Origin of the sequence: Acinetobacter sp. UBA2063 (assembly GCF_002333245.1) — a bacterium.
GTDB lineage: Bacteria > Pseudomonadota > Gammaproteobacteria > Pseudomonadales > Moraxellaceae > Acinetobacter > Acinetobacter parvus.
Map to the genome: position 1 here is coordinate 12,064 of NZ_DDAH01000028.1, position 5,025 is coordinate 17,088.

Consider the following 5,025-nt stretch of genomic DNA (forward strand, 5'->3'; position numbering starts at 1 on the left):
TAAAGCCCAATTCAATTTGGGCTTTATTGTTTTATCAGCTTGCTAAAAAATCTTGCTTAATTTGTTCTGAGATTTGTCGTTTATTACCATTCACATCCACAGCAACAAATGTAAAAACACCTTGAGTAATTCGAATCGGTTCACGTGAATTGTCGTGACTATTCCATACCTCGATTTGCACCTGTACGGAAGTATTACCGACTTTCAAAATTTTAGTATAGCAACTAATCACATTTCCAACCTTAACAGGCACAAGGAAAGTCATTTCATTAATCGCAATTGTTGCACATCGTCCCTTACTCAAACGCTCAACATGAATCGCCCCTGCGAGATCCATCTGTGAAACAATCCATCCTCCAAATACATCACCACTCCAGTTTGTATCTGCTGGCATAGCAATATTCTGCAAGGATAAAACCCCTTCTGGATGATTTGAACGTTCAGTCATGTTAATGTCCTTGATGGTGCTGTAATTGCTGATTTAACCATTGCTGTAGCTCTGGTGTACGTAATGCACCACTGATTCTGGCCAATTCAGTCGTCTTATTCATTAAGACCAAAGTCGGAATACTGCGAACATTAAATGCGGCACTTAAACGAGGATTCGCCTCAGTATCAATTTTGGCAAAAACCACATAGGGATTTTGCTTTGCCACCTGGGAAAAATGGGGGGCCATCATTTTACAAGGCCCACACCATTCCGCCCATAGATCAATCAGCACAGGCAAATCAGTATTACTAATGAAATTACTAAGGTTTTGTTCATTGAGTTCAATTGGCGCTAAAGTTAGCAATGGCTGATGGCATTGCCCACAGTTTGGATGAACGGCCAATTTTTCTTCAGGTACACGATTTTTTGCACCACAGGATGCACAGACAATGATCATTTACATCACTCCGATATGTTGATGTAAAAATTCTAATTGGGTTGTGACTGCTTTTTCAAACCATGAACCGTGATAAACCTCAAAATGTTTCATATCCCACTCATGATAGCTTACAAATGGTGCAATATTGGTCGCAGCTTCACGACTGGATGCAATTGGAATCAAAGAATCATGTTTCGCAGCAATAAACAAAACAGGAATATTAATTTTGCGTACAAATTGAATTGGACGATAGCGCATTAAATTAAAAAATACACGTGCAGGAACTTCACCACTCCAATAATAGTCAGGATTTACAATCGAATGATAACCATAATAACTATCGGAGGTCGGTAAAAAGCATAGTTTATGCTGATCTACAACTGGCAAAGTTTTAGGGTCTAAACCCATCTTAGACCCCATGTAATCCTGACTAGAACGCTTTAAAGCCTCTGGATAACGTTGTAATGGGTATAATTTTGCTGTTTCAGCGCCATCTACATAAGGTACTTGTACCATCACGGCCTGAATATTTTTAAGGTCAGTGGCTAAACTAAGCGCATATCCACCGCTTAGAGAAGTGCCCCATAAAATAATACGTCGACTATCAATTAATTTACAATTCGAAGCATATTGAACAATGGTTTTCCAATCATCCAGTTGAGCACTAAGTGAAACCAATTCCCGTGGTTTTCCTGTACTGCCACCCCAATAACGATAGTCAAACAGGATAACGGCATAACCTGCCTGAGCAAAACGCTGTGCATACTGAACTAGTTTGAATTGACGCAACCCCGCAAAGCCATGTGCCATAAGAATTACAGCAGGTTTAATATTGGTCTTTGGTAGGTAGAAATCTGCTGCTATGGTTTCTTCGCCACTAGGAACATACAACGGCTCAACTGTGTAGGTGTGCATGCGCGCTCCAATGCTTTATCTTATGACTTATCATCATTTATTTACTATAGACATTTAAACTCAAGATCAAGCTTAATGCTATGATAGAGCATAAAATGTTTTGTTTATTTTTGGAGTGACAAGATGTCAGAAAATGTTGGTTTTGCAGGTCAAATCGGCCCTGAGCATGTAGATCAAGTTGCCGAAAAAGGCTTCAAATCTATTATTAATAATCGTCCAGACATGGAGGGTGGTTCTGAACAACCTACAAGCGCACAGATTGAAGAATCAGCTCGTAACGTTGGCCTAGATTATGTTTACCAACCAGTTGTTGCAGGTCAGATTACAGAGCTGGATGTTCGCACATTTGCAAACCATTATAATGAACTACCAAAGCCAATCCTGATGTTCTGCCGTACTGGCAATCGTTCTAACAACCTATATCAGTTAGCAAAGCAAATGGATTTGTTGGAGGATTAATAAAAAATCTTCAAATAAAAATGGAAGCTCGAAAGCTTCCATTTTTTCATTCCACTCTTATGGGCAGGTCAATGATGTACCATAAGGACTAACTTCATTTGGTGAATATGTACCATCACTAGAATAATCACTTGCTAGTGAAGCTAGACCTAAACTATAAGTCGTACGATTTGGTAATGATGCAACAGTTGCTGATGCTCCTATCTGCACTGTTAACCACTGTGCATAGATTTTTGGATAACGCATGGCAAAGTCAAACTTACCATTAGCATCAGTGGTAAATGTATTTTGCTCAGCACCAGACTGGCTCACAAACGTCACCACTTTCACAGGCGTATTATTCGCTCCCACAGCCGTACCTGCTGGGCTTGCCACACAAGCATGTATACTGTTGGTTGTAGTACTTGCCATATAATCATCCGTTAAATCACTTGGTGTACCATTGTTATTCATTGGTCTACCATTAGCATCCAGATAAATATTAGGAGCTGACAAATTATAATACTTTTGATTACCAAACACCCATTTCTCTGCTGGATCAGAACCAGCTTTCGGAGCCAATGCCCATAAGTTCCGTCCTTTGATATACGTCAGTGGTGTAGAATCTAAAGTGACGACTTGATTAGCTAATGGCTTACCATCAAAATCAACCACACTCACAGACATATTCTTGGTGTAATAAACTCCATCACTTGAAGATGCGACTTCTGTTGGATTGACACCAATTACAATTGAAGCAACAGGTGCTTGTACTGCAGCCTGTACGATATCAATCATTGAGATTTGTGTGGCATCGGCATAGCCTGTTTCATTAAAGCGTGCTGTCAAACGCAAATCATCATTAACGAATTCGGTAGCTGTATAATTTCGGCGTGCATTTTCATCTACCTTGATTTTAAACACAGCCTGACCATTCGCATCAGTGGTTAAACCTGAAGCACCAACAATAACAGCACCATTACGGGCTAGATTATCAATACTTAAGGTCACATATTGACCTGCAACACCACCACCATTCGTATCAACTAAAGTCACAGTAACATCTGCTGTGTCATCACGTACATTCATGGTTGGTTTTGCTGCAATACGTAAAGAATATCGAGCAGGTTGTACTGTTGGTGTACCTGAATTATCAACTGTTAAAATACGATAGATCTGGGTAGCTTTTCCACCAATTTCATCCGTATTCGTTGCTGTTAACTCAATACCACTTGCCAATAATAACTGCTTATCAACCGTTGCACCATCAATAGCAACAGAGAAGAAAGCATTACCATTTGAATCCGTTTTGACTGTTACTGGCCCACCACTTGTATTGACTGAACCACTAGAACCAGAATTACCAATAATTAATCCACCTGCATTATTTGCAGCAAGTGTGACTTCCTGATTGCGTACAGGTTGATTAGCACGATCCAACAACGTCACCGTCACAATTGAACGATCACCATTCACATCCATGGCTGACTTACTGACATTACTAAATACAAGATGGTAATTACTGCTGGCTTCATTCACATTAAAATGAACTGTTTGGGTACGAACAACCCCATTCGGTAAAGTAATTGAAGCACGAACAGTGACACCATTTGCCAATAAGTCCTCATATTGCTTGCCCGTAATTTTAGTTAATTTCAGGGTGACTTTTGCATTACCACTTGTGTCAGTTGTAATAACAGCCGTTTCTTGCCCATTGATCATCACACCATTTAATGCAGAATCAATCACAGTAAATGTTACAGGATAACTCTTAATCCCTGTTGCCGTATTATCAACTAATTTAGCAAATACTTCAGAAGTATCGCCACTTGCCAATAAATCAGCTTTGGTTTTATCCATTGTTAAATTGATTGCTTCTGTCGGAACAGAAACATTCACTCTACCAACTTGAGTAACAACAGGCTGCGTCGTACTGTTATTGTTATAGGTTGAAACAGCATAAGTAATACCTTTTTCAACTAACAGTTGATCAATGCTATCACCATTCTCTACCGTCACAGTAAAATAAGCGATACCACTTGCATTGGTTGTCGCACTGGTCTTATCCACTTTGACTCGTGAACTTAAGCCCCCTGCCAAACCAAAATTAATTTCTTTATTTGCTAAAGGATTGCCATTCGCATCTTCAGCCTTAACAGCTACAATGCTTGTACCACCTAAAACTGAAATTACTGGCTCTGACAATGTTGTGGTTAATGCTACTACATCTTTTGCAACTGGGGCTTTGACCATCACCTGAATGGTTTGACTCAGTACAGAACCATCAGCTTGTACAACAGATGCAGCAAGCGTAATACCATTAGCAACCAAATTTTCAATCATTTGATCATTGCCAGCTTTTACGTTTACTGTAAAGGTTGCATTGCCATTTACATCTGTCTTTGTACTTGCACCACCCACAAAGGTTACACCATTTGCAGTCGCTGCGGCATTTAAACCAAAACCAACCTGTTTATTTTGAAGCGGATTACCATCTTTATCGAAAACTTTTGCTGTAAATGTAAAAGTATCATTATCAGCGGTAACAACGCCTTTTGAAGTCACCAATTCTACACGTTGTGCATCTTTAGCAACTTCTGCTTCGTCTGCTACAAACTGTAACACCGTATTTTGGGTCACATTAGTACCTGCATCAGAAGTGTAAGTTGCCGTTGCCTGCACACCTGCCAATAAACCTTTAATTTGTTCAGCACTTAAGTTTGCTGGAGCAGTATAAGTTACAGTAAAGTTTGCTGAACCATCTGCACCTGTAGTTTTAGTAGCTGCATCAGCCTGAATTTTC

4 protein-coding genes and 1 pseudogene are annotated in these 5,025 nt (G+C 39.7%); 1 reads left to right on the forward strand and 4 read right to left on the reverse strand.

Going from position 1 to position 5,025, the window contains the following annotated elements; all coding sequences use genetic code 11:
- Positions 1–34 precede the first annotated feature (34 nt).
- Genes B4H32_RS01450 through B4H32_RS01460 form a run of 3 tightly spaced genes read right to left on the reverse strand, consistent with a single transcriptional unit; the run spans position 35 to position 1,784 of the window.
- Positions 35–448, reverse strand: a complete 414-nt coding sequence (locus tag B4H32_RS01450) for an acyl-CoA thioesterase (protein WP_004678459.1) — start codon at positions 446–448, stop codon at positions 35–37.
- Position 449: 1 nt separating this feature from the next.
- Positions 450–887, reverse strand: coding sequence for a thioredoxin TrxC (gene trxC, locus B4H32_RS01455; protein ID WP_286799401.1), 438 nt, complete (start codon positions 885–887; stop codon positions 450–452).
- Entirely contained in the window at positions 888–1,784 is an 897-nt protein-coding gene (locus tag B4H32_RS01460) for an alpha/beta hydrolase (RefSeq protein ID WP_004678462.1), read from the reverse strand.
- Between the two features lie 123 nt (positions 1,785–1,907).
- Between B4H32_RS01460 and B4H32_RS01465 the strand changes: the two genes are divergently transcribed.
- The gene (locus tag B4H32_RS01465) at positions 1,908–2,243 is read left to right on the forward strand and encodes a TIGR01244 family sulfur transferase (protein ID WP_286799402.1); all 336 of its coding nucleotides are present in this window, start codon (positions 1,908–1,910) and stop codon (positions 2,241–2,243) included.
- A 57-nt stretch (positions 2,244–2,300) separates the two neighbouring features.
- Here B4H32_RS01465 and B4H32_RS01470 read toward each other — a convergent pair.
- Positions 2,301–5,025: pseudogene (locus tag B4H32_RS01470) on the reverse strand (hypothetical protein); the annotation flags it as partial.

What these genes read in the sequence shown, in the direction of transcription:
- B4H32_RS01460 (WP_004678462.1), bottom strand. Translation starts at nt 1,784, where the DNA reads ATGCACACCTACACAGTTGAGCCGTTGTATGTTCCTAGTGGCGAAGAA.
- B4H32_RS01465 (WP_286799402.1), top strand. Translation starts at nt 1,908, where the DNA reads ATGTCAGAAAATGTTGGTTTTGCAGGTCAAATCGGCCCTGAGCATGTA.
- B4H32_RS01450 (WP_004678459.1), bottom strand. Translation starts at nt 448, where the DNA reads ATGACTGAACGTTCAAATCATCCAGAAGGGGTTTTATCCTTGCAGAAT.
- trxC (WP_286799401.1), bottom strand. Translation starts at nt 887, where the DNA reads ATGATCATTGTCTGTGCATCCTGTGGTGCAAAAAATCGTGTACCTGAA.